We start from the raw sequence: 24,511 nt of genomic DNA on the forward strand, positions 1-24,511 counted from the left end.
GTCAACCGCGCGTCAGGGCCGGGCACAGGTGGGTAGCGAGAACCTCAAGGTGAGGTGTCTGCATCACGGAGTAGTGGTCGCCCGGGAGATCCGTGAGCGTGGAACCGGGCGAACAGAGGTCGAGCCACCGGCCGGCGGTCTCGACCGTCGCGCCGCCGGCCGCCCGCAGGAACAACACCGGGCCGTCGTACGGACGGGGTGAGTGCTCGATCAGCGCCCGCGAGTTGCGCCGGAACCGATCGGCGATCTGGCCGAGCGCGTCGCGGTCGACGTCGTCCTCCAGCACGCCCGCCGCCCGTCCGGCGGTGAGCAGCGTGCCCAGCGGGTCGGCGGTTTCGAAGAGGTCGGCGTCGGGCGTCCAGTCGGTGCCGGCGAGCCCGGCCAGATCGCGGGCGAGCCAGGCGTACAGGTCGGCCTCGGCCACCGTCTCGGCGGCGGGACCGGGCGGCTCGATCAGGTCGATGACCGCGACCAGGCCGACCGTACGTCCGGCCTCCCGCAGCAGGGCCGCCACCTCGAGCGCGAGCACGCCGCCCATCGACCACCCTCCGATATGGACGGGACCCTCGGGAACCGCCTGCCGGACCACGTCGGCGTAGTGCGCGGCAAGCGCGGGCACCGACGACAGCGGTGACGGCACATCCGGGACCTGCAGCCCGAACAACGGCTGGTCGTCCGGGAGCAGCCGGGCCAGGTCGGCGTAGCAGAGCACGTCGCCGCCCACCGGGTGGATCAGGAACAGGGGTGTACGCGCCCCGCCCTGCCGGATCGGCACCAACGCGATCCGCTCCGCGTCCCCCTCCGTCTCGCGCAGCACCCGGGCCAGGTCACGGATCGTCGGGTGCGCGAACAGGGCCGAAAGCGGCAACCGCCGGCCGAGTCGGCTGCGCACCTGCGCCATCATCCGGACCGCGAGCAGCGAGTTGCCGCCCAGGTCGAAGAAGCCGGCCAGGACGCTGATCTCGGGCACGTCGAAGAACCCGCGCCAGATCTCCGCCAGGCACGCCTCCAGGTCGTCGGCCGGCGCCACGACCTGGCCGTCGACCCCGGCCTCGTCCGGTGCCGGCAACGCCGACCGGTCGACCTTGCCGTTGGCGCTCAACGGCAGGTCGTCCAGGACGAGGATGCGTGGCGGCACCATGTACCCGGGCAGGCTCTCCCGCAGCACCGCTTGCAGATGCTCCTCGTCGAGCCCGGCACCGGCTGGCACCACGTACCCGATCAGTCGCTTGTTCTCCCGCTCGCCGGCGGCGGTGACCGCCGCCGCGGCGACCTCCGGCAGCCGCAGCAACGCCGCCTCGATCTCGCCGAGCTCGATCCGGTAGCCCTGCACCTTTACCTGGAAGTCCTCCCGGCCGAGGAATTCGATGTCGCCGCTCGGCAGGTAGCGGCCCAGGTCACCGGTGCGGTACAGCCGCTCGCCGGTGGCCGGGTGCCGGCGGAAGCTCGCCCGGGTCTTCGACTCGTCGTTCAGGTAGCCGCGGGCCAGGCCGGCGCCGGCGATGTAGAGCTGCCCGGCGACAAGTGTCGGGCACGGCTGCATCGCCTCGTTCAGCACGTGGAAGCGCTGGTTGCGCATCGGCTTGCCGTACGGGACCGACGTCCAGGACGGGTCGACCTCGCCGATCGGATAGAGGATCGACCAGATCGCCGCCTCGGTCGCCCCTCCGAGGCTCCACACCTGCGCCTCGGGCAGCAGCTCGCGGATCCGCTCCGGCAGGGTCACCGGGATCCAGTCACCACTCATCATCACCACCCGCAGCGGCCAGTCGGCCCCGCTGCCGGCGGCGAACTCGGTGAACATCTGCATGAGGGTGGGCACGCTGTTCCAGATGGTCACCCGGTGCGTGGTCACCAACTCGGCCCACCGCGCCGGCTCCCGGTGCGCCGACGGCTCCGGCAGCACTATCGCGCCACCGACCGCCAGCAGGCCGAAGATGTCGTAGACGGAGAGGTCGAAGTTGAGCGCGGACAACGCGAGAACCCGGTCGTCGCCGGTCACCGCATACCGCTCGTTGATGTCCGCGATGGTGTTCAGCGCGGCGGCGTGCTCGATCATCACGCCCTTGGGCAGGCCGGTCGAGCCCGAGGTGAAGATGACGTAGGCGAGATCGTCGGGAGCGGTCGCCGGCGACGGTGCCTCGGCCGGGAAGTCGGCCACCCGGGCACCGTCCACCGCCAACACCGTGACCCCGTCCGGCCACCGCGCCTCGGCCTCGACCCAGGACTGGGTCAGCACGCAGTCGATGCCGGCCGACTCGATGAGCAGCCGCAGCCGCTCCGCCGGGACACCCGCGTCGATCGGCACGTAGGCGGCCCCCGCCTGCAACGTGCCGAGCACCGCCGCGACCTGTTCCCAGCCCTTCTCCATGACGACGCCGACCAGGCGACCCGCGCCGGCGCCCTGCGCACGCAGCCAGTTCGCCAGACGGTTCGCCAGCTCACCCAGCTCGCCGTAGGTGAACTCACGTCCGGCGGTGATGACCGCGGTGCGTCCGGGCGCGGTGCGCACCTGCTCGAGGAAACCGTCCTGGAGGAGACCGACCGGCCGCGGTCCGGCGGTGTCGTTCGCCAGCCGCTGCACCTCCAGGTCCGTCTCCGGCGTCAGCACGGCCGCCGGGCGACGCCAGGCGACGTCGTCCGCAGCCAGCTCGCGCACCAGTCCGAGGTACGCGGCGAACATCGCGTCGATCAGGCCGGGTGGGAAGAGCGCGTCGACCGAGTCCCAGTTGAGGACCACACCGCCGGCTTCCTCGATGACCTGGTGGTCGAGCCAGACCTGTGGGGTACGCACCGACGTCCAGCGCTCGACGCCGTCCTCGCCCATCTGCATGATCGGGTGGGTGAGGCCGGTGGCCGCCCCCGGATTCTCCCGCGCACCGAAGTTGACGGTGCTGGCGAAGACGACAGGGAAGGTCACCGGGTGTGCGCCACCACGGGCGCGGTGGAGTTCCCGCAGGACCCGGACGCCGCTCACGTGGCTGTGCTCGAGGTCGCTCCAGAGCTGCTTCTGCAACCTGTCGACCCGCGCCTCGAAACTGTCGGTCGCTGTCGCGTCGACTTCGAGCAGCGTCGTCGAGGTGAAGTTGCCGACCACCTTGGACACGTCCGGGTGCAACGGAACCCGGTTGAAGAAGAGCACGTTGAGGGTGAACCGGCTGGACTTGCTCCACCCGGCGAGGACCTGGGCGTACGCGTTGCACAGGGCGGCGGAGGGGGTGACGCCCGCCGCTGCGGCGTACTCCTTGAAACGCGCCCATTCCGCGGCGGTGAGGCCACCGGAGCGGTGGGTGAACTCGGGCCGTTCGATGGCGTCGGGTGCGACGGCGAGCGGCAGCTCCGGAGCCGGTGGCAGGGTCGGCACCCGGTCCAGCCAGTAGTCGAGCGAGTCACGGAACTGCGGGCCGTCCTCCAGGGCCCGTGCCGCCAGGACGTAGTCGCGGAATCGCACGCCGATCGGCGGCAGCGCCTCGACCCCGTCCCGGTACGCGGTCGCCCACTCGGAGAACACCACCGAGGTGCTCCAGGCGTCCGCGATCAGTGCGTCCATCCCCAGGTGCAGGCGGATCCGGTCGGGGGCGAGCACTGTCGCCCGGATGTCGAACATGGGCCAGGTCCCGGCGTCGAGCACCTGGTACTTCATCGCGTCGTGCACCTCGGCCAGGTGGGCCGTGCGCGTCCGCTCGTCGGCGCCGGCCAGGTCGGTGATCGCGATCCGGTAGGTCGGGACATCGGCCAGCACCCGCTGCCAGCCCTCCGGCGTGACGACCGCGCGGAGCATGTCGTGCCGCGCGATCATCGCGTTCCAGGCGTCCTCGATCCGGGCCAGGTCGGTGCCGGTCAGGTCGACCTCCAGGTAGAAGTACGTGGAGATCCGCCCCAGCGCGAAGGCGTCGGAGCGACCGACCAGGTACGCCTGTTGCAGGTCGGTGAGCGGAAACGCGTCGTACCGGGCCTCGTCGTCGGCGACCAGCGCGGGCAGTTGGGCCGACGGCGCGGGCTGGTCCGTGGTCGTGACCGGCTCGCCGAGCATGGGCAGCACGAGGTCGCCCAGCTTGGCGATGCTGCTGCCGTCGAGGAACGCGACGAGCGGAAGGGCGAGGCCCAGCTCCGCCGAGAGCGACTCCTTGACCTCCAGCGCCATCAGCGAGTCGAGGCCCAGCTGGGACAGCGGCTCGTGGACGTCGAGATCGTCGGGGACGGCGCGCAGGGCACCGGCCACGGACCGGCGCAGGATCGACAGCAGCACGGCCGGCCGGTCCGCCGGGGCGGCGGTCGCGAACTCGGCGGCGCCGGTGCGGGCCGGCACGGGAGCCGCGCGGTGCGGCTCGGCCGCCGGACGATGAGCCCCCTCGCGCAGCATGGCACCACGCCCGGCTCGCTTGGCCAGTACGCCGCTCGCGTCGACAACTATCCGCCCGGCCGCGTCCTCCAGTCGGACCCGGGCCACCAGTGTCGACTCGGGGTCCGTCTCCGGCAGCAGGGTGGCGCGACAGTAGAGCGGCCCGGCGGCCCCGCCGTGGAATTCGAACCGGTCGATGCCGACCAGGGCGTACGCCGCGTCGGCCGGCGCCTCCGCCGGCAGGCAGGCGAACAGCACCTGGAACATGGCGTCGACCAGACCCGGGTGCAGCAGGTAGGCATCCGCCTCGCCGTCCCGGGGGGCGCGCATCTGGGCGATGGCCTCGGATCCGCCGTGCCAGATCCGCTCGATCCAGCGGGCGGACGGGCCGAGGTAGAGCTTGCGTCGCCACAGCCGCTGGTAGAAGTCGTCGCCGGACAGTTCGCCGCCGAGCCCCGACCGTACGTCCTCCCGGTACGCCTCGCCGTCGGCCGGGCTCGCCAGGGTCTCGTCGGCACGGACCCGCCCCTGCGCGTGCAGCACCCACGACGAGCCGTCAGCGGCGTAGTAGCGGTACCCGCCGTCGCGCTCCAGCAGCAGTTGGGTGGCGGTCGGGGTGTCGTGATCGAGGACGAGGCCCTGCAGGACGAGCGTTCCCTCCGCGACAAGCGCCCCGGCACCCCCGCCGGTCTGCCGGACGGCGGCGAAGGCGCTCTCCAGGTAGACGCCGATGTTGACCACCGGGAGGCCGTCCATCACGCAGTCGCCGAGGCAGCTGTGGTCGGCGATGGCGAGCCGCCCGGCGAACTGGGCGACGTCCAGCGGCGACGGCACGCGCGGCCCCAGCAGCCCGGTGCCGGGCTGACCGCTGCCCAGCGGTGGAGTCCCGGCGGGTGTCGCACTGCGCGAGAACCAGTAGCGGGTCCGCTGGAACGGATAGGTCGGCAGGGTGACCTTGCGGCGCCCCCGCCCGGCGTCGAAGGACGCCCAGTCGATGTCGCAACCCGCGACGAAGAGGCCGGCCAGGCTCTCGGTAAGCACCGCCCAGTCGTCGTGGCGCGGACGCAGTGACGGCAGCAGCCGGACCTGTCGATCCATCGTCATCCGGCGGGTGAGCCCGAGCAGCGTCGGTGCCGGGCCGATCTCGACGAAGGTGTCGTAGCCGTCGTCGAGCAGTGCGGTGATCCCCGCGGCGAACTCCACCGGGCGACGGATGTGGTCACGCCAGTAGGCCGCGTCGATCTGCTCCACCGGCCGACCGGTCACGTTGGAGACCAGTGTCAACCGGGGGTGGGCGTACCCGACAGTGGCCGCCTCCTCCTCGAACCGGTCGAGGACCGGGTCCATCAGCGGCGAGTGGAAGGCCCGACCGGTGTTCAGCGGCCGGGTCCGTACGCCCTGCTCGGCGAGCGCGGTGAGCAGCTCAGCAAGCGCCGGCCCACTGCCGGAGACCACGAAGTTCTCCGGACCGTTCACCGCTGCCACGCAGAGTCGGTCGGCGTACGGCGCGAGGGCGGCGTCGACGACCTCGCGCGCGGCGAAGACCGCGGCCATCGCGCCGGGCTCGGTCAGCTCCGCCATGAAGGCACCCCGACGCACCGCCAGCCGCAGGCCGTCGGCAAGCGGCAGAACCCCTGCCACACAGGCCGCTACCAGCTCACCCAGGCTGTGCCCGAGCACCGCCGAGGGACGTACACCCCAGGACGTCCAGAGCTGGGCGAGGCCGTACTCGACGGCGAACAGCAGCGGCTGGGCGTACTCGGTCTGGTGCACCAACTCCTCGTCGGCAAGCAGTTCGTCGAGCGGCCGGCCGAGCAGCGGACGCAGAATCTCGTCGCACTCGTCGAGGCTGGCCCGGAAGACCGGCTCGGTGCGGGACAGCTCAGCGGCCATCGCCGCGTACTGGGAGCCCTGGCCGGTGAAGAGGAACGCGACACGTGGGCGGGTGCCGGACGGGACGTGCCCGTCGACGCGGCGGGGGTCGCGCAGCCGCCGGCTGATCTCGCCCGGCGTGCTGCCGCTGACCGCGGCCCGGTACGGCAGCCGGGCACGTCCGTTCGCCGCCGTGTGGCAGAGGTCGGCCAGTTCCTGCGGTGCGGCGTCGGCCAGCCGGGCGGTGTACGCCTCGGTCAGCTCGGCCAGGGCCGCCGGCGTCTTGGCCGAGAGCACGAGCACGTGCGAGCCGCGGTCCGGCCCGGCCGGCTCGACTGTCACCGGTGGCGCCTCCTCGATGACGACGTGCGCGTTGGTGCCGCTGGCGCCGAAGGAACTGACACCGCCGACCCGGGGACGCGGCCCGGCCGGCCACGCGGTCACCTCGGTCGGGATGGTCACGCCCAGCTCGTCGAGGTCGATCTCCGGGTTGACCTCGGACAGGTTCAGGTGCGGCGGGATCTCGGCGTGGCGCAGCGCGAGCACCACCTTCATCAGGCCGGCGATGCCCGCGGCCGGCTCCAGGTGACCGATGTTGGTCTTGAGGGAGCCGACCTGCAGCGGACCGGCCGCGCCCCGATCGCCGAGCACTGCGGAGAGCGCGCGCAGCTCGATCGGGTCGCCGAGCGGAGTGCCGGTGCCGTGCGCCTCGACATAGCCGATCTGGCTCGGCTCGACACCGGCCGACCGCACGGCCCGCCGGATGACGTCCTGCTGCGCCTTCGGGTTGGGCACCGTCGGGCCGCTGCTACGGCCGTCCTGGTTGACCGCTGAGCCACGGATCACAGCCTTGATCGGGTCGCCGGCGGCGAGCGCGTCGCTCAGCCGCTTCAGCACGATGACGCCGCAGCCCTCGCCGCGCGCGTACCCGTTGGCCTTCTTGTCGAAGGTCTTGCACACCCCGTCCGGCGCGAGCGCGCCGGTCTTGCTGAGCACCACGAAAACCTCTGGTGACAGCAGCACGTTGACGCCGCCGGCCAGCGCCATCGAGCACTCCCCCGACCGCAGCGCCTGCACGGCCAGGTGCACGCCGACGAGCGAGGAGGAGCACGAGGTGTCGACCGACAGGCTCGGCCCGTTCAACCCGAGCCAGTACGAGATCCGCCCGGCCGCGAACGTCGAGGCGTTGCTCGTCGCGTAGTGCGCCTCCAGCTCGGCCGGCGCGACCTGCTGCATCTCGACCTGACAGTAGTCGTAGTTGGTGATGCCCAGGTAGACGCCGGTCTCCGTGCCGGCGAGCCGGTCCGGAGCCTGGCCGGCGTCCTCGAAAGCGGACCAGCTGACCTCCAGGAGCAGGCGCTGCTGCGGGTCGAGCCACGGCGCCTCGCGCGGGGAGACCCCGAAGAACGCGGCGTCGAAGGACGCGACGTCGTCCAGGAAGGCGCCGCGCCGGGTGTAGCTGGTCCCCGGGCGCCGACCGGTCGGGTCGTGGAAGGCGTCGACGTCCCACCGGTCGTCCGGCACGTCTCTGACGCCGTCGCCGCCGCTGCGCAGGAACTGCCAGAACTGCTCCGGATCGCGCACGTCGGACGGCATCCGGCAGGCCATCCCGATGATGGCGATCGGCTCGGTGGCGGCCTGCCGGGCGGACTCCAGCTCGGCCCGCAGTCGGCGGATCTCCCGTACCGAGCGGCCCAGAACCTGGTGCCGTTCGTCGGTCACATCGGTCATCACTCGCTCCCTCTGGCCTGCTGCGCGGTGCGGATCTCGTCACCGAGGAGCTCGATGAGCTCACGCTCGGTCATCTCGTCGATGGCCTGCTCGCTGGCGTCGTCCGGCGGCGACACGTGCACGGGGGCGCCGACGGTCGGTTCGCCGAGCAGGCCGGTGAGGTGGTCGGTGAGGGCATCGACTGTGGGGTGCTCGAACATCACCGGGGTCCCGAGGCGCAGCCGGAAGCGCGCCTCCAACTGCCGTCGCACCTTGATCGCCATCAGCGAGTCCATGCCGAGCTGGAAGAACCCGGCCTCGCCGTCGATGCGCCCCGGGTCGAACGCCAGGACCTCGGCGACCGCCTCGACCACCGCCCGCCGGACGACCTCGTGGCGCTCGAACGGATCGGTGGGCAGGTCCGCCGCCGGCTGGTGGTCCGGCTCCGGCTTCGACGGCCCCGCTTCGACAACGGCGGCGCCGTCCTCGACGGGACCGGTGAAGAACATCGCTGTCACGTCGCGCAGTGGGAACCGTTCACGCTGCCAGGCGTACGCCGGCAGCGGCACCGACCGCGCGTCGGGTGCGACAGGCAGCGCGATCGACGAACCCCGGGCGAACATCGTGGCCAGGCCGAGCGGCACGGACTCCGCCTCGGGCACCTCGCGGTGCATCGAGGCGATGCCGGACCCCACCCGCCCGGCCTCCTCGAATGCCTGCTCGACAGCGTTCAGCAGCATCGGGTGCGGGCTGATCTCGACGACCGTGTCGTGCCCGGCGGCGACCAGACCGTTCAGGGCGTCCCAGAAGAGCACCGGCTCGCGCAGGTTGCGGTACCAGTAGTCGACGTCGAGGTCGGTGCCGTCGCCGACCTTGCCGGTGACAGTGGAGTAGATCGGGATCCGGGCCGCCCGGGGCCGCACCCCGGCGAGCCGCTCCAGGAATTCGGCACGCAGCGGCTCGACCCGGGGGCCGTGACCGGCGACCGAGTTGGGCATCGCCCGGCAGAAGACGTTGCGGGCGCGCAGCTCGTCGGCGATCTGCTCGAGCACCGGCGTCTCGCCGGACAGCACCGTCGAGCGCGGACTGTTGCTGACGGCCACGCCGACCCGGTCGCGGCGCCCGTCCAGCAGTGCGTCCGCCTCGTCGATCGACAGGCCGACGACAAGCAGCGAACCAGCCCCGCGCAGCCGGTCGAGCAGTTCGGCCCGGACGCAGATGATCCGGGCCGCGTCGGTGAGCGACAGGGCACCGGCGACGTACGCCGCGGTGATCTCCCCGGTGCTGTGTCCGAGCATCACCCCCGGTTCGACGCCGTGGGCCCTCCACCGCGCGGCCAGGGCGACGCCGAGGGCGAACAACGCCGGCTGGATCACTGTGACGTCGTCGGGCAGCTCCCGGAGGTCGGGGCGGTGGACCTCGGCGAGCACCGACCTGCCGAGCATCGACGCGAGCACCTCGTCGCACTCGGTGGCGGCGGCCCGGAAGTCCGGGCAGTCGCGCATCAGGTCGCGACCCATGCCGGGCCGCTGCGTGCCGTGACCGGCGAACGCGAACACCGGTCCGAGTGGAGCCTGGGCACTGGCCCGGCCGGTCACCACACCCGGGGCCTGCCCGGCGTCGAGCCACTCCGTCAGCCGGTCGGCGGCCTGCTCACGGCTCCCCGCCACCACCGCGAGCCGGTGCGGGTGCCGGGTCCGCCGGGTGGCCGCGGTGTACGCCACGTCACCGAACCGCCGGTCATCCGTCCACGGCGCGGTCAGCGCGTCCCGGTAGGCGGTGGTGAGCGCGGTGAGCGCCTCGGGGGTGTGCGCGGAGATCGGCAGCACCATCGGCCGTTCCTCGGGTGCCCGCGCCGGCCGGGACTCGGCGGGCGGCACCGGCCCGAGGATGACGTGGGCGTTGGTGCCACCCGCGCCGAACGCGCTGACCGCGGCGTACCTGTGGTCGTCGGCGACCTCCCAAGGCTGCGGCTCGGTCGGGATGAAGAACCGACTGCCGTTCAGGTCGATGTGGGGATTGAGGACCTGCAGGTGCAGGTTCGGCGCGACTGCCCGGCCGTGGATGCTCAGCACCGCCTTGAGCACACCGGCCAGGCCGGCCCCGGCCTCCACGTGGCCGATGTTCGACTTGATCGAGCCCAGTGCGCACGGCGGCCCGTCCCGGTCGCCGTACACCTCGCGCAGCGCCTCGGTCTCGATCGGGTCGCCGAGCGCCGTGCCGGTGCCGTGCGCCTCGATCAACGTCACCCGGGCCGGGTCGAGCCGGGCGTTACGCAACGCCTGCGTGATGACCTCACGCTGACTCTTACCGTTCGGCGCGGTGATCCCGTTGGTGAGGCCGTCCTGGTTGACAGCGCTGCCCCGCAGCACCGCCCAGATCCGGTCGCCCGCCGCGAGCGCGTCGGACACCCGCTTGACCACCAGGACTGTCACGCCCTCGCTGCGCACGTACCCGTCGGCGCGGGAGTCGAAGGTCTTGCACCGGCCGTCCTGGGCGAGCGCGCCGAGTTTGGCGAAGCCGAGCGTGGTGGTCGGCGAGAACATCAGGTTCAGACCGCCGACCACTGCGGAGTCACACTCCCCGGCCCGCAGCGACTGGGCCGCCAGATGCAACGCGACCAGGGCCGACGAGCAGGCGGTGTCCACCGTCATGCTGGGTCCGCGCAGGTCGTACAGGTAGGAGAGCCGGTTCGGGATGAGCGAGTTGGCGCCGCCGGCCGAGGTGTAGGTGCTGATCTGCGCCGGGTCCCGCAGCTGGAGCTGGAGGAAGTCGCCGGCGTTGGCCCCGACGAACACGCCGGTCGGGCTGCCCCGGAGCTGGTCGCGGGTGATGCCGGCGTCTTCGATTGCCTCCCAGGCGACCTCGAGGAAGAGCCGCTGCTGCGGATCCATGTCCTGCACCTCGCGGGGCGAGATGCCGAAGAAGTACGGGTCGAACTCGTCCACCCGGGACAGGAAGCCGCCGTGTCGTGCGGTCATCCGCCCCGGCGTCTTCGGGTCCGGGTCGTAGAACGCGTCGGTGCTCCAGCGCGAGGCGGGCACCTCGGTGACCGCGTCCACCTTCGAGTTGAGCAGGTGCCAGAGGGCTTCCGGCGAGTCGACGTCCCCGGGCAGCCGGCAGGACATGCCGACAATGGCGATCTCCTCACGCCGGGACCGCTCCAGGTCGTCGATCTTCCGGCGCAGGTCGCGCAACGTGGTCAGGGCGGCCTTGAGTTGCTCGTCGGAGCTCATCTCAGATGTTCTCCATTCGCTCGGTCAGCTCGGCGATCTCGCGAGCGAGCTGCCCAGCCGGGTCGTCGTCGACGTCGACGTACAGCTCGTCGAGGGTCACGGTGGGCGCGACGGGCGGTTCCGGCTCGGCGGACAGCCCGAGCTTGGACGCCAGGAACGGCGCCATCTCGCGGATCGTCGGGTGGTTCCAGATCAACGTGGCGGACAGTTGGATGCCGAACTCCCGCTCAAGGCGGGTGCGTAGCTCCAGGGACATCACCGAGTCGATGCCGAGGCTGCGAAGCGGCTGATCGTTCTCGATCCGCTCGGTGGTCAGCTTGACGACCCGGGCCACGTTCTCCCGGATGATCCCCTCGATCGCGGCGATCTGGGCGTCCGGTCCGTCCAGAGCACGCAGCCGGGCGGACACCCCGTCGGACTCGGGGGCCGCAGCGGCCACGGCGTTCGGGAGCCGGACCACTGCCATGTCCCGTATCTCGATGAGCACCGTGCCGTCCGGCGAGACCACAGTGATGTCGGCGAGGAAACGGTCGGCGACAGCGCCGGCCGGCCGCACCACGGCGTGGGACCAGCACTCCGTACCGAGCCGGCCGGCGATGCGGACCGACCCGATCGCGGCGGTCAGGAAGGCGTGCGACGCGACGCGTCCCCAGTCCGGGCCGAGCAGCGGCACCACCGCCGCCTGCAACGCGGCGTCGAGCTGTGCGGGATCGACGCGGTGAGCCGGGCGGGCGGCCGGCAGACGCAGCCGGGCCAACGCCTCGTCGCCCCTTCGCCAGACCCGCTCGACACCCTGGTAGGCGGGGCCGTAGCCGATGCCGACCGCCGCCAGACGCTGGTAGAAGTCACCGCCGGCCAGTTCCTCGGCCATCCGGTCGCGCACCGCGTCCAGGTCGAACGGCGCGGACGGCCCGGCTGCCGGGACCGGGCGTACGACGCCCTCGGCCACCAACGTCGGTGCCTGGCCGTCCGGCGCGTACACCCGCATCCGGTACCCGTCACCGGCCCGCGACACCTCGGTCTGCACCGACCGCGACTCGTCGTCCGGGATCCGCAGCGCCTCGGGGAAGGTGAGGTCGAGCAGCTCGTGGTCCGGGTCGGCGCCCAGCTCGTCGGCGACGGTTCGCGCCATGTCGACGTAGGCGGCGGCCGGCACGAGCGCGTGGCCGCCGATCCGGTGCTCGCGGACGGTGGCGGTCGCACCGTCGAAATCGCGCTGCCAGTAGTGCGTACCCGGCGCGGAGACCGGGTCGAACCGGTTGCCGAGCAACGTCGCCCCCGCCGTACGGACCGGCCGGCCGTCGGTCGACGGCCAGAACCGTTCGCGCTGCCACGGGTAGTGCGGCAGTTTCAGGGTGCCGCGCGGACCGGCCAGGGCGGGGCTCTGCGCCACCGGCACGCCGAGGGTGAAGAGACGGCCGAGGGACCGCAGCAGCGCGGCGCGCTCGGGCTCGTGGCGGCGCAGCGAGGGCAGCGCCTCCGCCGGCGTGCCGTCCGGCCCGGTGATCTGCTCGACCGCGGGCAGCAGCACGGGGTGCGGGCTCATCTCGACGAAGACCCGCACGCCGTCGGCGAGCAGCCGCGCCACCTGGTCGGCGAAGAGCACCGGACGGCGCAGGTTGTCCACCCAGTACGCCGCGGTCAGCTCGGGTCCTTCGAGCGTCGTCTCGGTGACCGTCGACCAGAACGCGACATTTGCCGGGCCGGGCGTGACGCCGTCGAGGGCGGCGAGGAGGTCGTCGCGCAGCGGGTCCACCTGCGGGCTGTGCGAGGCCACGTCCACCTTGACCCAGCGGCAGAACACCCCGTCGCCGTCGAGCTGGTCCCGGAGCCCGGCCAGGACGTCCTTGTCGCCGGAGAGCACGGTTGAGCGTGGGCTGTTGCTGACCGCCACCGACACCGCGTCCTCGTGCCCGACGATCAGGCGCTCGGCGTCGGCCAACGACAACTCGACGTTGAGCATCGCGCCCTGGCCGCTGACGCGGCGCAGCAGCACGCTGCGACGGCAGATTGTCCGCATCGCGTCGCGCAGCGGCAGTGCGCCGGCGACGTACGCGGCGGCGATCTCCCCCATGCTGTGCCCGATCACGGCGTCCGGGTGTACGCCCCACGAGCGCCAGAGCGCCGCGAGCGCGATCTCGACGGTGCAGAGGACGGGTTGCACGACGTCGATCCGGTCCAGCCGCGAGTCCTCCGCGCCGGCCGCCAGCTCGTCGGCGACCGACCAGTCCTTGAATTCGGCGGCAGCCGCGTCGCAGGCCCGCACGGCCTCGGCGAAGACCGGCTCGGTCGCCATCAGCTCCTGGGCCATGCCGAGCCACTGGGAGCCCTGGCCGGGGAAGACGAAGGCGATCCTCGGAGCGGCCTCGGCGTACCCCCGGGCGGCGTCGCCGTCGTCGTCGGCGAGGGCGGCGCGGAGCTGCTCCATCGAGTCACCGGTGACGGCCAGGCGGTGGTTGAACTCGCCCCGGCGCACGGCCGCGGCGACCAGATCGGCGGGCGTGAGCGAGTCGCCGGCCTCGTCGATCTGTCGGACCACCCGGGCGGCCGTGTCGCGAAGCGCACCCGCGCTCTTCGCGGAGAGCGTGAGCAGGTACGCGGGCTTCGCGGCGGGGACCGGGCGTGGCACCGGCGGGGGGCCTTCGAGGACCAGATGCACGTTGGTGCCGCCCCAGCCGAACGCGCTGACGCCGGCCAGCAGGGGCCGGTCGGCCGGCCAGGACTCACGCTCACGCGGCACCCGCAGCCGGAGCCCGTCGAAGTCGATGTGCGGGCTCGGCACGTCGAAGTGCAGGCTGGCCGGGATCTCCTTGTCGCGCAGCACCAGCACCGTCTTGAGCAGGCCGGCGATGCCGGCCGCGGCTTCGAGATGACCGATGTTGGACTTGACCGACCCGATGACCAACGGACTCGCGTCGGCTGCCCGTCCCCTGGTCAGGACCGCGCCGAGGGAGGACGCCTCGATCGGGTCGCCCAGTGCGGTGCCAGTGCCGTGCGCCTCGACGTAGTGCACGTCACCGGGGTCGACCCCGGCCCGCCGGTACGCCTCCCGCAGCACGTCCTCCTGGGCCTCCGAACTCGGGGCGGTCAACCCGTTGCTGAGCCCGTCGTTGTTCGCCGCCGAACCGCGGATGACGCACCAGACGTCGTCCCCGTCGGCGAGCGCCCGGGAGAGCGGCTTGAGCACCACCACCCCGCAGCCCTCACCGCGCCCGAATCCATCGGCCCGAGCGTCGAAGGACTTGCAGCGGCCGTCCGGTGCCAGGCCGCCGAACTTGGTGAGAGCGACCATGCTCTCCGGGTTGAGCAGCAGGTTCACTCCGCCGGCGATCGCCACCTCGGACTCCCCCGACCAGAGGCTCTGACAGGCGAGGTGCACGGCGAGCAGGGACGACGAGCAGGCGCTGTCGACCACCATGCTCGGACCGCGCAGGCCAAGCACGTACGAGAGCCGGTTGGCAACCATGTTGAGGGCGCCGCCGGTCGCCGAGTGTGCCGTCTGCGGGCCGGTCCGTCCGGTGGTGAGTTCGGCGAAGTCGTGCCAGATGGCGCTGGCGAAGACCCCGGTCCGGCTCCCGGCCAGCCGGTCGTTGGCGAGCCCGGAGTCCTCCAGCGCCTCCCAGGCGACCTCGAGGAACAGCCGCTGCTGCGGATCCATCTCGATCGCCTCACGCGGCGAGATACCGAAGAACAGCGGGTCGAACTCGTCGATCGCGCCGGTCAGGAAGCCGGCCTCGACCGGGACGGTCAGCTCCGGGTCGGCGTACGCCGCCGCGTCCCAGCGTGACGCCGGCACCGGCCGGACCCCGTCCTGGCCCTCGCGCAGCAGGCGACGTAGTCCGTCCACGTCGTCGGCCGAGGGCAGCCGGCAGGCGATGCCGATGACGGCAAGTGGCTCGCGCGCCGCCGCCGAGGCAATCGGCACCGGTGCGACGCGCGCCGTGCTGGCATCGTCGGTCTGTCCGACCTCGCCGGTCTCACTGGCTCCGTTGGTCGCGCTGGTCTCGCTGGTCTCGCCGACCAGCAGGGTACGGAGTTTGCGGGCCAGCGCGTTCGGTGTCGGGTCGTCGAAGAGCAGCGTGATGGGCAGGCGCAGGCCGGTCGCCGCGCCGAGCCGGTTACGCAACTCCACAGTGGCCAGTGAGTCGAATCCGAGGTCCTTGAACGCCTGCGTGGCACCGATGGCTTGCGCGTCTCCCTGGCGGAGGACCACGCCCGCGTGTGAGCGGATCAGCTCCAGCAGCGTCCGCAGTTGCTCGGCGCCGGAGAGGCGGCTGAGCTGCTCGGCAAGCGACTCGGATGCGGCCGGTCCGGTGTCGGCCGCGGTGACCGGCACCCGGACCAGGTGGCGCAGCATCGGTGGCGTGGACTGGGACGGGCTGAGGTCGAGGCGGGCCGGTACGAGCACCGCGCGCGGCCGGTCCAGCGCCGCGCTGAAGAGCGCGAGCGCCTCGTCGGTCTCCAGCGGAAGGCTGCCGCCCCGGGCGAAGCGGGCGATGTCCGCCTTACTCAGATGCGCGGTCATCGCGCTGCGCGCGGCCCAGATGCCCCAGGCGAGGCTTGTCGCGGGGCGCCCGGTCGCCTGCCGGTGCTGGGCCAGCGCGTCGAGGAAGGCGTTCGCCGCTGCGTAGTTCGCCTGCCCCTGCGTGCCGAGTACGCCGACCACCGAGGAGAACATCACGAACGCGCTGAGGTCGTGCCCCTCGGTGAGCTGGTGCAGGTGCCACGCCGCGTCGGCCTTGGGGCGCAAAACCCGTTCGAGGTGGCGCGGGGTCAGCGAGGTGACGGTGGCGTCGTCGAGCGTGCCCGCCAGGTGCATGACCGCGGTGAGGGGGTGCCCGGCCGGGATCCCGGCCAGCAGGTCGGCCAGCTCGTCCCGGTCGGCGGCGTCACAGGCGGCGACGGTCACCTCGGCTCCCGCGGCGACCAGCTCGTCGCGCAGCGACCCGGCGTCGGGCGAGGCCGGGCCCTGGCGGCTGGTGAGCAGCAGGTGCCGCACACCGTGCACGGCGACGAGGTGACGGGCCAGGGCCGCGCCGAGCACACCGGTGCCGCCCGTGATCAGCACTGTGCCCTCGGGGTCCAGCGGCGTCGGGACGGTCAGCACCACCTTGCCGATCTGCTGGGCCTGGCTGACGAAGCGCAGCGCCTGCGGGGCGGTGCGCACGTCCCAGGTGCGTACCGGCAGCGGCCGCAACGCACACTGCTCGAACAGGACGAGCAGCTCGGCGAACATCGCCGCGATCCGCTCCGGGCCCAGGGTCAGCAGATCGAAGCTCCGGTACGTGACGCCGGGGTGGTCGGCGCCGACGAGTTGGGGGTCGCGGATGTCGGTCTTGCCCATGTCGACGAACCGGCCGCCCTCGCCGAGCAGCCGCAGCGACGCGTCGGTGAACTCACGGGCGAGCGAATGGAGCACCACGTCCAGATCGGCCCCACCGGTGGTCGTCCGGAACGCGGCCTCGAAGCCGAGGTCGCGGGAGGACGCGATGTGGTCGGCCGGGATGCCCTGCGCGGCCAGGACCGGCCACTTCCCGGCGCTCGCCGTCGCGAAGACCTCGGCGCCGCGGTGTCGGGCGAGTTGAAGTGCGGCCAGACCGACGCCACCGGTGGCGGTGTGCACCAGCAGCCGCTCGCCGGCTCGCAGGCCGGCCAGCTCGACCAGCCCGTGGTACGCGGTCAGGAACACCACAGGCACTCCCGCGGCCTGGGCGAACGACCAGCTCTGCGGGATCCGGGAAAGGTAGCGACCGTCGGTCGTGGCAACGGATCCGATGCCGTCGATGAACAGGCCCATCACCCGGTCGCCGGCCGTGAGCCCGGTGACCTCCGGACCCACCTCGAGCACCACGCCGGCGCCCTCGGCACCGAGGTTGGCCGCGCCGGGATACATCTTGAGCGCGACCATCACGTCGCGGAAGTTCACGCCGATGGCGCGGATCGCCACGCGGACCTGGTGACCGGTCAGCGGCTGCCGGTCGGGTGCCTCGGCGAGGACGAGATTGTCGATGCTGCCGCGTTCGGTCAGCTCCAGACGCCAGTCCCGCCCACCGGCCGGCGTGCTCAGCTCACCGGCACCGCGGTAGCGCTCGAGCCGGGCCGCCAGCAGCTGGTCACCGCGCACCGCGACCTGCGGCTCCCCGGCCGCCAGTGCCGCAGTGAGTCGGGCTGCCCCCTGGTCGCCGAGGTCGACCAGCCCGATCCGGTCGGGCACCTCGGACTGGGCGCTGCGCAGCAGACCCCACAGCGCCGCCCCGGGCAGGTCGGTCACGTCTTCGCCGGGCAGGCAGGACACCGCACCTCGGGTCACCAGGACGAGCCGGCAGGCCGAGAGCACCTCGTCGGCGAGCCAGTCCTGCACGGTCTCGAGCAACTCGGCGGTGACGTCGTGGATCACCTCGCTGACGTCCGAGCCGGCGCGGCGGGTGGAGTGGTGCAGCACCACGGCGTCCGGGGTGGCCGCCCCCTTGGCGATCGCCACCCGCAGCGCGGCGAGGGTGCGGTAGGACGTCAGCCCGAGGGAGCCGGACGGACCGACGACCACCGCGCCGGGGCTCCCGTCCTGCGTTGCCGGCTCCGGCACGGGCTCCCAGTCCACCTCGAACAGCCGATCGCGGCGGGTCGACGACGCGGCGGCCAGGCCGTCCCGCCGTTCCCGCAGAGTCAGCGCGGTGATCGAGGCGATCGGCGTACCGGCCGGATCGGCCAGCTCGACGGCGTACGTGTCGTCGCCGGTGGCTCGGATCCGCACCCGCAGCCGGCTCGCGCCCACCGCCCGCAGCCGGATACCCGAGAAGGAGAACGGCAGCCGGATGCCGGAGCCGCTCGGGGCGTCCAGGACCACCGGGTGTAGCACCGCGTCGAACAGGGCGGGGTGCAGCACGTACCCGGTGCCGGTGAGATTCTCGTCGAGTGCGACCTCGGCGAGGATGTCGTCGCCCGCACGCCACAGCGTGCGCAGGTTGCGGAACGCCGGACCGTACTCGTAGCCGAGCGCGTACAGCCGTCCGTACGCCTCATCGATGTCCATGGCGGCCGCACCGGCCGGTGGCCAGGCCGCGGCCCAGGCGGCCGGTGCGGGGCCGGCCGAGCCGGCGGCCACAGTGCCGTTCGCGTGCTGGACCCACTCGTGGTCGTCGCCGGGCCGCGCGTGCAGTGTCACCCGCCGGCGCCCGTCCGCCCCGGCCGCGCCGAGCACGATCTGCACCTGGGTGGTGCCGTGGCCGTCGAGCACCAGTGGCGCTACGACGAGCAGTTCCTCAAGCACGTCGCAGCCGGCCGTGGCGGCCGCGTGCAGCACAAGGTCGGCGAAGCCGGTAGCGGGCAGCAGCGTCGTGCCCCGCACGACGTGGTCGGCGAGCCAGGGATGGATACGCGTGGAGAGCCGGCCGGTGAGCACCCGGCCGCCGTCGGCCAGCTCGACCACCGCGCCGAGCAGCGGGTGCCCGGCATCCGCCAGACCCGCCTCGGCCAGACCTGTGGAACGCTCGTCGGGCCGGGTCCAGTAGCGCCCGTGCTGGAACGGGTAGGTGGGCAGGTCGAGGACCCGCGGGGTCGGCGGGACCGGCCAGTCGACAGTGCCGCCGCGTACGTGCAGCTCGGCCACCGAGGTCAGGAAGCGGGCCGGCCCGGGCACGTTACGGCGAAGCGTGCCGACCGCTACCTCGTCGGTGAGCATCTCCTCGATGCCCTGTAGCAGCACCGGGTGCGGGCTCACCTCGACGAAGGTGTCGTGCCCGTCAGCCTTCAGGGCCTCGACGGCGTCCGCGAAGCGGACGGTCTCACGCAGGCTGCGGAACCAGTACTCGGCGGTCAGCTCGGCGGTGTCGGCGAGCAGGGCGCCGTGGAGAGTGGAGTAGAACGGCAGTGAGTCGGACGACGGTGCCGTGTCGGCGAGCAGGTCCAGCAGTTCGTCTCGCAGTGACTCCACATACTCCGAGTGCGAGGCGTAGTCCACAGGTATCTGCTTGGCGCGGACACCCTCGCGTTCGCAGACGGCGAGCAGCTCGGCCACCGCGTCGGGGTCACCGGACACCACGGTGATCATCGGGCCGTTGACAGTGGCGACGCTGATCCGGCCCCCGATGTCGGCGAGTCGCGCACGGACCTTGTCCTCGGGCTCCGACACCGAGGCCATGGCGCCGGTGCCAGCCAGCCGGATCAGGCTGCGGCTGCGCAGCGCGACCACCCGGGCGCCGTCGAGCAGCGAGAGCGCCCCGGACACCGTCGCCGCGGCGATCTCGCCCTGACTGTGCCCGACCACCGCGTCCGGCCGTACGCCGCGAGCCCGCCAGGACTCGGCGAGCGAGACCATTACCGCCCAGAGCGCGGGCTGCACCACGTCGACCCGGTCCAGCGCGGGCGCGCCCTCCACCTGGCGCAGCACGTCCAGCAGCGACCAGTCGACGAAGGATGAGAGGGCCTCGGCGCACTCACCGAGCCGGGTGGCGAACGCCGGGTCGTGGGCGATCAGGTCGACCGCCATGCTGGCCCACTGCGAGCCCTGTCCGGGGAAGACGAAGACGGTACGGCCGCGAGGAGCGGCCACGCCTGTGACGACAGTCGCCGACTCCTCGCCGGTGGCCAGGGCTGCCAGGTCGCTGAGCAGCCCTTGGCGGTCCTCGGCCACCACGACGGCACGGTCCGGGTGCGCGGTGCGGCCGGTGAGCAGCGCCTGACTGAGTTCGGCCGGCGTCAGGTCGGGCCGGGTGGCGAGGTGGCCGCGCAACCTGTCGGCGGCGGCGCGCAGCGCCGGTAGGCCGCGGGCAGACAGCAGGATCGGGTACGGACCTTCGGTGGCGGGGACCGCTGCCGGTTCGGTCTCCTCCGGGGCCTGTTCGAGGATCACGTGGGCGTTGGTGCCGCTGATGCCGAACGACGAGACCGCCGCCCGGCGCGGGCGGTCCACGGTGGGCCAGGGCCGGGGCTCGGTCAGCAGGGCCACCGCGCCGGCCGACCAGTCCACGACAGTGGACGGCGTGTCGACGTGCAGCGTGCGGGGCAGCGCGCCCGCCCGCATCGCCATCACCATCTTGATCACGCCGCCGACTCCGGCGGCGGCCTGGCTGTGCCCGATGTTCGACTTCAACGAACCCAGCCAGAGTGGCGTCGACCGGTCCTGGCCGTACGTGGCCAGCAAGGCCTGGGCCTCGATCGGGTCACCCAGTCGGGTGCCGGTGCCGTGGGCCTCGACCACGTCGACGTCCACGGCGGACAGTCGCGCGTCGGCGAGCGCCTCGCGGATCACCCGCTGCTGGGCGAGGCCGCTCGGCGCGGTCAGCCCGTTGGAAGCGCCGTCCTGGTTCACCGCGGAGCCGCGCAGCACGGCCAGCACCCGGCGCCCGTCGCGGACCGCGTCAGCGAGTCGCTGCACCACGAGCACACCCACGCCCTCGGCCCAGGCCGTGCCGTCGGCGGCCTCGGCGAAGGCCTTGCAGCGGCCGTCCGGGGCCAGCCCACGCTGCCGGCTGAACTCCACGAACATGCCCGGGTTGGCCATCACCGTGACGCCGCCGGCCAACGCGATCGAACAGCGGCTGTCGCGCAGTGCCTCGGCGGCCAGGTGCAGCGCCACAAGCGAGGAGGAACAGGCCGTGTCCACTGTCAGCGCCGCCCCCTCCAGCCCGAGCGTGTAGGCGATGCGGCCGGAGGCGACACTTGTCGTGGTGCCGGTGAGCGCGTACCCGTCGCCGTCACCGGTCGGCTCGTGCAGCCGGGGGCCGTAGTCCTGGGCCATGGCGCCGACGAAGACGCCGGTCCGGCTACCGCGCAGCGTGGCCGGGTCGATGCCGGCCCGTTCAAGCGCCTCCCAGGAGACCTCCAGGAGTTGCCGCTGTTGCGGATCCATCGCCTGCGCCTCGCGCGGCGAGATGCCGAAGAAGGCCGGGTCGAACATCGGCGCGTCGTGCAGGAAGCCACCCGCACCGACGTATGAGGTCCCGGCCCGCTCGCCGGCCGGGTCGACCACGTCGTCCACCGGCCAGCCCCGGTCGAGGGGGAACTCCGTGATGGCGTCCACCCCGTCGTCGACAAGCCGCCACAGGTCCTCCGGTGAGGCGACACCACCCGGGTAGCGACAGGCCATCCCGATGATCGCGATCGGCTCGGTGTCCCGCACCCCGGCGGGCGCCGGATCGGCCACCGACTGCGCGGTCACCCCGTCGGTGTCGGATCCATCGAGGTACGCGGTGAGCGCCGCCACTGTCGGGTGGTCGTAGAGCACCGTGGTGGGCCACGAGACGCCGGTCGCCATGGTGAGCCGGTTGCGCAGCTCGACGAGCATTACCGAGTCGAAGCCGAGATCCTTGAACGTGTGCCGGTGCTGTTCGGCGGTGAGCGCGGCACGCCCCGACACGGCGGCGACGTACCCGCTTACCAACTCCCGATGATCGGCACCGGTGGCCGGCTCGTCGACCGGCACGGGCACCGGCGTCGGAGTCAGAGTCGACGTCGGGGCGGGCCCGGCGCCCGGGGCGATCTCCGGCAACCAGTAGGACTGCCGCTGGAACGAGTACGTCGGCAGGACGACCCGGTGCCGCACGACGCCGGAGACGGGCGCGGTCCAGTCCACCGACACACCGCGCACGTACGCCTCGGCCAGCGCCGTGGCGAATCGGATCGGGCCGCCCTGGTCGCGGCGCAGCGTCGCCAACGCCACCGCGTCGACGCCCTCCTGCTCGAACGTCCCCTGCGCGCCGACGGTGAGGACGGGGTGCGGCCCGATCTCGAGGAAGATCCGATATCCGTCGGCCGCCATCGTCCGCACCGCGCCGGCGAAGTCGACAGGCTCCCGCGCGTTGCCGTACCAGTAGTCGAGGTCGAGCCCGGCTCCGTCGGCCGGCCGGCCGGTCACCGTCGAGTAGAACGGCACGTCGGTGGCTGCCGGCAACGGCGGGTCGACCCGCTCGTAGAAGGCGTCGCGGATGTCGTCGACGTCGGGGCAGTGCAGCGCGACCGTCGACGGCACGACCCGGGCGGCGATGCCGTCGGCCACCAGCGAGTCGATGAACTCGGCCAAGGCGTCCGCCGCCCCGGCCACTGTTGTCGCCTGCGGACCGTTGCATCCGGCGACCGCCAGCCGGTCGCGCCACCGGCCCAGGCGCTCTTCCACCTGCTCGCGGGGCAGCGCCACCGAGGCGATGTGCCCCCTGCCCGCCATCTGCTCGCCGAGTAGCGCGCTGCGCTGCACGACCAGCCGGCATGCTTCGGCCAGGGACAGCGCTCCACTCACGTAGGCCGCCGCGAACTCACCCTGGGAGGCGCCGACGACGGCGGCCGGCTCGACCCCGCAGGCCCGCCACAGCCGGGCCAGGGACACCATCACCGCGAAGAGCACCGGCTGGAGGACCTCGATCCGGGCGAGGAACTCGGCACCGTCCGGGTTCCGGGAGGCACGCAGCACGTCGGCGGTGGTCCAGCCGGCCAACTCGACGATGTGCTCGTCACACTCGGCGAGCGCGGCCGCGAAGACCGGCGAGGCGTCCAGCAGGTCCACAGCCATTCCGGCCCACTGGGTGCCCTGGCCGGGGAAGACGAAGACGACCCGGTCGGCGCCGGCCGTCACGCTGCCCGCCACGACAGTGGCCGCCGGTGCCCCGTCGGCCACCGCCGACGTGCCGGCCAGCAGTGACGCGCGGTCGGTGCCGAGGATCACGGCGCGACGGGCGAAGGTTTCGCGGGTACGGGTGAGGGCCGCACCGATCTCGGCGGGTGACGCCACCGTCTCGGTCTCGGCGAACTCCGCGAGCCGGCGGGCCTGCCCCCGCAGGGCCGCCTCGGAGCGACCGGACACCGGCCAGGCGACGATGCCGTCGCCGAGCACCGCGGGCCCGGGTGACGGGTCGGGCTCCGCGCCGCGGTGGGCCGCGAGGACCACGTGACAGTTGGTGCCACCGACGCCGAACGAGCTGACCCCGGCCACCACACCGGCCTCGCCCGCCGGCAGCGACCGGGCGGTGGTGTTCACGCGCAGCCGCCACCCGTCGAGGTCGATCTCCGGGTTCGGGGTGGCGTAGTTGAGACTCGGCGGCAGCACGCCTCGGTGGATCGCGAGGACCGTCTTGATCACACCCGCGATGCCGGCCGCGCCCTCGAGGTGGCCGATGTTGGTCTTGACCGAGCCGACGAGCAGCGGATCGTCGTCGGCACGTCCGGCGGCGAAGACAGCGCCCAACGCCGCCGCCTCGATCGGGTCGCCCACCCGGGTGCCGGTGCCGTGCAACTCCACGTATCCCACCCGGGTCGGCTCGACGCCCGCCGTCGCGTACGCCTCCCGCAGCACGGCCTCCTGGGCCTCCCGGTGCGGCACGCTCAGCGCTCGGCCGCCGCCGTCGTTGTTGAGCGCGCTGCCCCGCAGCACGCAGTAGACGACGTCGCCGTCGGCCAACGCCGCGCGCAACGGCTTGAGCACGACGACGCCGCCGCCCTCGCCCCGGACGTAGCCGTTGGCCCGGGCGTCGAAGGTGTGACAGCGACCGTCGGGTGAGAGCCCGCCGAACTCCTGGGACACCGAGAGCGGGCCCCCCGCGAGGTTGAGCTGCACGCCGGAGACGATCGCCAGGTCGGACTCACCGGCCAGCAGGCTCAGCCGGGCCAGGTGCAGCGCCGCCAGCGAGGACGACTGTCCGGTGTCGACTGTCATGCTCGGGCCGCGCAGACCCAGGGTGTAGGACAACCGGTTCGCGATCAGGCTGCGGTGCAGGCCGGTGAGGGAGTGCGGGGTGGCGGTGCCGGCGGCGGTCACCAGCTCGGCGTAGTCGCCGGCAATCGCGCCGACGAACACGCCGGTGCGGCTTCCGCGCAGCGCAGAGGCACGGATCCCGGCGTGCTCGAGCGCCTCCCAGCCAAGCTCGAGCATCAGGCGCTGCTGCGGGTCCATCGCCGCGGCCTCGCGGGGCGAGATGCCGAAGAACTCGGGATCGAACAGATCCACCCCGTCCACGAAGCCACCGCGGGTCATCCCGGCGCCACGCCCCTGCGGCGCGGTGTCCGAGATCGCCGAACGTCCACCGGCCAGCAGGTCCCAGAATTCGTCCAGGCCGGCTGCGGCAGGAAATCGACAGGACATCCCGACGATCGCTATCGCACTGTCTTGAGTGGATGCGTCAATGTCGTCGGGGGATAACGGCGGAACGTGCGTGGAAGCAGAAGAACGCATCGGATTCCCTTCGGTCATCGAAAACGACGATACGAATGGGAAGACAACCCGATAACCCCTATCACGATCCGGCATTGTCGGACGCGCGACGGGCCACCCCTACGAGACCCCTATCTTGCCCGGCTCCCGGTGTCGCGGCCCGAACGCGCCGTGCAACGCTCGGCTCACTGTCTGAGCCCAACGGCCCGCGAACCG

The 24,511-nt window shown here is 72.7% G+C and carries 3 protein-coding genes; all 3 read right to left on the reverse strand.

What is annotated here, in order from left to right; translation table 11 throughout:
* Position 1: 1 nt before the first annotated feature.
* The 3 genes from AB0B85_RS04235 to AB0B85_RS04245 are packed head-to-tail and all read right to left on the reverse strand — an operon-like array spanning position 2 to position 24,391.
* Complete coding sequence (locus AB0B85_RS04235) at positions 2–7,945, reverse strand: amino acid adenylation domain-containing protein (RefSeq protein ID WP_357403392.1); 7,944 nt, start codon at positions 7,943–7,945, stop codon at positions 2–4.
* Positions 7,945–11,160, reverse strand: a complete 3,216-nt coding sequence (locus AB0B85_RS04240; RefSeq protein WP_357403395.1) for a beta-ketoacyl synthase N-terminal-like domain-containing protein — start codon at positions 11,158–11,160, stop codon at positions 7,945–7,947. Before AB0B85_RS04240 ends, AB0B85_RS04235 begins: the two co-directional genes overlap by 1 nt.
* Position 11,161: 1 nt before the next feature.
* Positions 11,162–24,391, reverse strand: a complete 13,230-nt coding sequence (locus AB0B85_RS04245) for an SDR family NAD(P)-dependent oxidoreductase (protein ID WP_357403397.1) — start codon at positions 24,389–24,391, stop codon at positions 11,162–11,164.
* Between the last annotated feature and the right edge of the window lie 120 nt (positions 24,392–24,511).

Origin of the sequence: Micromonospora sp. NPDC049044 (assembly GCF_040649215.1) — a bacterium.
Classification (GTDB): Bacteria; Actinomycetota; Actinomycetes; order Mycobacteriales; family Micromonosporaceae; genus Micromonospora.

What these genes read in the sequence shown, in the direction of transcription:
- AB0B85_RS04235 (WP_357403392.1), bottom strand. Translation starts at nt 7,945, where the DNA reads ATGACCGATGTGACCGACGAACGGCACCAGGTTCTGGGCCGCTCGGTA.
- AB0B85_RS04240 (WP_357403395.1), bottom strand. Translation starts at nt 11,160, where the DNA reads ATGAGCTCCGACGAGCAACTCAAGGCCGCCCTGACCACGTTGCGCGAC.
- AB0B85_RS04245 (WP_357403397.1), bottom strand. Translation starts at nt 24,391, where the DNA reads ATGCCGGATCGTGATAGGGGTTATCGGGTTGTCTTCCCATTCGTATCG.